The organism is Alkalibacterium iburiense, from assembly GCF_039521845.1.
GTDB classification, from domain to species: domain Bacteria; phylum Bacillota; class Bacilli; order Lactobacillales; family Carnobacteriaceae_A; genus Alkalibacterium; species Alkalibacterium iburiense.
In genome coordinates this window covers 1-3578 of the sequence record NZ_BAAACW010000107.1, presented here as the reverse complement: position 1 = coordinate 3578, position 3578 = coordinate 1, and the positions used below count along the sequence as shown (strand labels likewise).

The 3578-nt window shown below is 34.7% G+C and carries 4 protein-coding genes; all 4 read right to left on the bottom strand.

Translation table 11 applies throughout. The features are described 5' to 3' along the window. Positions 1 to 108: 108 nt before the first annotated feature. The 4 genes from ABDZ53_RS08635 to ABDZ53_RS08620 all read right to left on the bottom strand — a co-directional run bounded on the left by ABDZ53_RS08635 (position 109) and on the right by ABDZ53_RS08620 (position 3427). Positions 109 to 759: an adaptor protein MecA gene (locus ABDZ53_RS08635; RefSeq protein ID WP_343755579.1), complete on the bottom strand. Its 651-nt coding sequence runs from the start codon at positions 757 to 759 to the stop codon at positions 109 to 111. Positions 760 to 952: 193 nt separating this feature from the next. After that, positions 953 to 1360, bottom strand: a complete 408-nt coding sequence (gene spxA / locus ABDZ53_RS08630; protein WP_343755577.1) for a transcriptional regulator SpxA — start codon at positions 1358 to 1360, stop codon at positions 953 to 955. Between the two features lie 281 nt (positions 1361 to 1641). Next, positions 1642 to 2661 carry a lipoate--protein ligase gene (gene lplA / locus ABDZ53_RS08625; RefSeq protein ID WP_343755575.1) on the bottom strand — a complete coding sequence of 340 codons (1020 nt, stop codon included), beginning with the start codon at positions 2659 to 2661 and terminating at the stop codon, positions 1642 to 1644. Positions 2662 to 2674: 13 nt separating this feature from the next. Then, positions 2675 to 3427: an MBL fold metallo-hydrolase gene (locus tag ABDZ53_RS08620; protein WP_343755573.1), complete on the bottom strand. Its 753-nt coding sequence runs from the start codon at positions 3425 to 3427 to the stop codon at positions 2675 to 2677. Between the last annotated feature and the right edge of the window lie 151 nt (positions 3428 to 3578).

Below are 3578 nucleotides of genomic sequence, written 5' to 3'. Positions count from 1 at the left end.
TTTTTTGACCCCACGCTGGAAGCTTTCCGGAACCCCCGGCATAGCCGAGGGTTTTCAAAGACCATAAAAAAACCGCAAAAGCGTAAACTTTTGCGGTCTGTTCATTATTTAGCTGAAATGATAACGTGTTATCTCTAAAGCATTTGTCTCCATTATCTTTTTCCCATACTCATTTAATATTTCTGGGGTAACACTGCTTTTTTCTCCGTACTCTAGGATGATAGCCAATTCTTCTTCGCTTGTTCTAATATCCATTTCTTCTACAAAGAAAAGTATATGCAGGTAATATTTATTGTCATAGTGATATAACGTTGAGGTTCCACTCTCTAAAAACATACTCTGAGCTAACTGTATCATTTGCTCAAAATTCTCCATAACCAAGACTACTTCCTTAGTCTTATGTCCTTGTTTAGAGTAATCTTCTACATCATCTGATTTGTCTGATTCATCTTCGTTGAAATTATCAATCGATGGACTGTCATTATTGAAATCATCAAGTGAAGGAAGATTTTCTTGGAAATTCGTCCCTTTACTAATAAATAATTCCAAGCCATTGTTATTGGGCATAACCTGAAACGTTACTGCTTCTGATTCTTGGAACTCTTCATCAATATCGACTTCTTCTAAAATACTATAGAAAAATTTTTCGATTTGTTTTTGATTACCGAGCAAATCTAAAAACGTTATGCCTCTTTCTTCTAAATCTGTATTTTCAATTGTCACACGGATGGTGTCTTCATTAATGTGTTCAATTTCCATTATTCCGCACCTCACTATTCTAAGGAATAATTTCATAGTATGATACTTTCCGTTTGTTTATAAAAAATGCCCATAAAATATAGGCACTTAAGCTATTATACAAAAGCTGTAGGGCAAATACAAGCAGGTTTTACTCTTCGTTCATTTATAAAAAAGAATCGACAAGTGACTTGCCGATTCTGACTTGCTAAACTTAAATTTGAGATAAGGCTACTAACCTCTGAGCTTTTTGTAATTCTATTTCTCTTACTTCTCTAGGAACAAATTGTCTTATCTCATCTTCATTGTACCCAATTTGAAGACGTTTTTCATCCATGATGATTGGTCTTCTAATTAAAGTCGGGTTGTTTTGAATTAATTCAAACATTTCACTTAAAGAAAGATCATCTAAGTCTACATCTAATTCTTTAAAAGCTTTAGACTGCTTAGATATGATATCCTCTGTTCCATTCTCTGTTAAACGCATAATCGCTTTTATGTCCTTTTCTTCTAGTGGCCTATGAGCCATATTTTGTTCCGTATAAGCAATATTGTACTCCTCTAACCATGCTTTTGCTTTTCTACACGATGTGCAACTTGGTGTTGTAAATAATTTAACCATTTTATGTATTTCCCCTCTCGAATATAGTCATTAATAAATTAAAAGTATCTTCCTGTCTCTCACAATTAATACTATACCCCAGTTGTGAACATTTGTAAAGTCTTTTTGTCTAACTTTTGTCAAGTTTGTATAAATGCTTTATGAAGATTCCTTTAAAAAGGCTATATAATAGCGATTATTCTGTAGAATACAAAAAACTTATTTATCATAGATTATAATTATTATAATCTAAGCTTAGGAACAAAAAAAGAGCAGATATACTGCTCTTTCGATAATAAGACTCAATAAAGGAGATTAACTAACTCCTGGCTATCCATTTGGCCAAAATACTTATGAATATCAATCTCTTCCACTGCTTTTTTAATAGACTCTTTGTTGTATGCTATTCCTTTTAACTTATTTTCAACGTCTTCGATTTCTCCCAATCCAAAGAAATCACCATATATTCTTATATCTTCTAATACGCCTTTTCTGACATTCATTTTAACTTCAACAGTTCCAACCGATAGTCGCTCACTTCTTTCCATATCAAACGCTGGAGATTTTCCGTAATTCCAATCCCAATTAGCCGTATACTGGTCTGCGAAAGCATCTATTTTTTTCCAGTCTTCTTCTGTCAACACATATTCCTTTATATCTTCACTTTTATCCGTATCAAAAATATAAAGCAGCAACTTATCTCTAAAATCTTTAGCATTCATGTATTGATAGGAATCATCCAAGAAAGGTTTAATGTTAGTCACTCGACTTCTGATTGACTTAATTCCTTTTGATTCTAATTTGTGTTTTTTTGGTTTTAAAGCACTGACTACTGCTTCTATTTGCGAATCAAACATCAGCGTTCCATGAGAGGTTAAACGGCCATTTTTAGCATACATGGCATTGCCTGAAAATTTCTTTCCATCAATCACTAGGTCATTTCGTCCACGTAATTCAGCCCCATCTACACCCATTTGATGCAAAGCATTTATGACAGGCGTCGTAAATTTTTTAAAGTCTCTGAATGACTGCCCATCGTCTTTAGTTAAAAAGCAGAAGTTTAAGACACCCATATCATGATAGACGGCTCCTCCACCGGAAAAGCGTCTAACAACAGTCACGTCATTCTCTTCTACATAATCCGTATTCACCTCTTCATAGGTGTTTTGGTTTCGTCCAATAATGATAGAATTATCATTGATGTAAAACAGTAAAATAGGTTCATCCAGTACCACTTCATTTAAAAGATAGTACTCGATAGCCAAATTAAGTTGGGGATCATGAATTTCTTCTCCATTGCGTTCATTTTTAACGTAATACATTGTGTTCCTCCTATTATATAATCAATTCCAGTTCTTTCTCAGCTAAAAGAACCGTTGTATCAGGTGCTTCATCCCTTGCCTGCTCAAGTAATTGCTCCCATTCACCTGTTTGAGGCAAGTGTGATAAAAGCAGTGTTTTGACCTGAGCTTTATGAGCTATCATACCACATTCCTTAGCTGTCATATGCACAGTGTGATTTTCCATTCCTTTATATAGATTGCTATCGGCCACTAATAGATCCGCTTCTGTAGAAAAAGGAATGAATTTTTCTAAGAATCCTGAGTCCGCTGTATAGACAAGAACCTTCCCTGTCTTCTTTTCCTCAATTCTAAAAGCATAGCATGGGACAGGGTGGAGTGTCTTCATATGAGACACTTTAAAGGGCCCTATATCAATAGATTCACTGTGATTATACTTAATCCCTTGGCTGACATTATCTAAAGTCATATCCTCATAATGATATGAGTCCTCGTCTTGACAGTAGATAGGTAATGTATGCGGTCGATTCCCCTGCTCATCCTTTTTTAATTTTCGAGTAAACTGAAGAACCCCTAAATCCGCTATATGATCATGATGATCATGATGATAATGCGACAATAGCACAGCATCCAAATCTAAAGGGTCAAGATGCTTTTCTAGAGTGAGTAAACTATAACTTCCTACATCCAATAATAAGTGATACCCATCCGACTCTAATAAATAAGAACTTGTTCCAATATCATTCGTAGGGTATCCTCCATAGAAGCCTAAGACAGTTAATTTCATTTTTGACTCCCTCGCTTTCTCAGCGTATTTCCAAAAATTTGGTTTGTTTTATAGCTTATTTCTTCGTTTATTGCTTGTAAATCAATCTTTTACACAAAAAAGCACCTCTCCCTCCCCTTTTTTTGATAAAATGAAGTCGTCCAAACCCATT

What these genes read in the sequence shown, in the direction of transcription:
- ABDZ53_RS08635 (WP_343755579.1), bottom strand. Translation starts at nt 759, where the DNA reads ATGGAAATTGAACACATTAATGAAGACACCATCCGTGTGACAATTGAA.
- spxA (WP_343755577.1), bottom strand. Translation starts at nt 1,360, where the DNA reads ATGGTTAAATTATTTACAACACCAAGTTGCACATCGTGTAGAAAAGCA.
- lplA (WP_343755575.1), bottom strand. Translation starts at nt 2,661, where the DNA reads ATGTATTACGTTAAAAATGAACGCAATGGAGAAGAAATTCATGATCCC.
- ABDZ53_RS08620 (WP_343755573.1), bottom strand. Translation starts at nt 3,427, where the DNA reads ATGAAATTAACTGTCTTAGGCTTCTATGGAGGATACCCTACGAATGAT.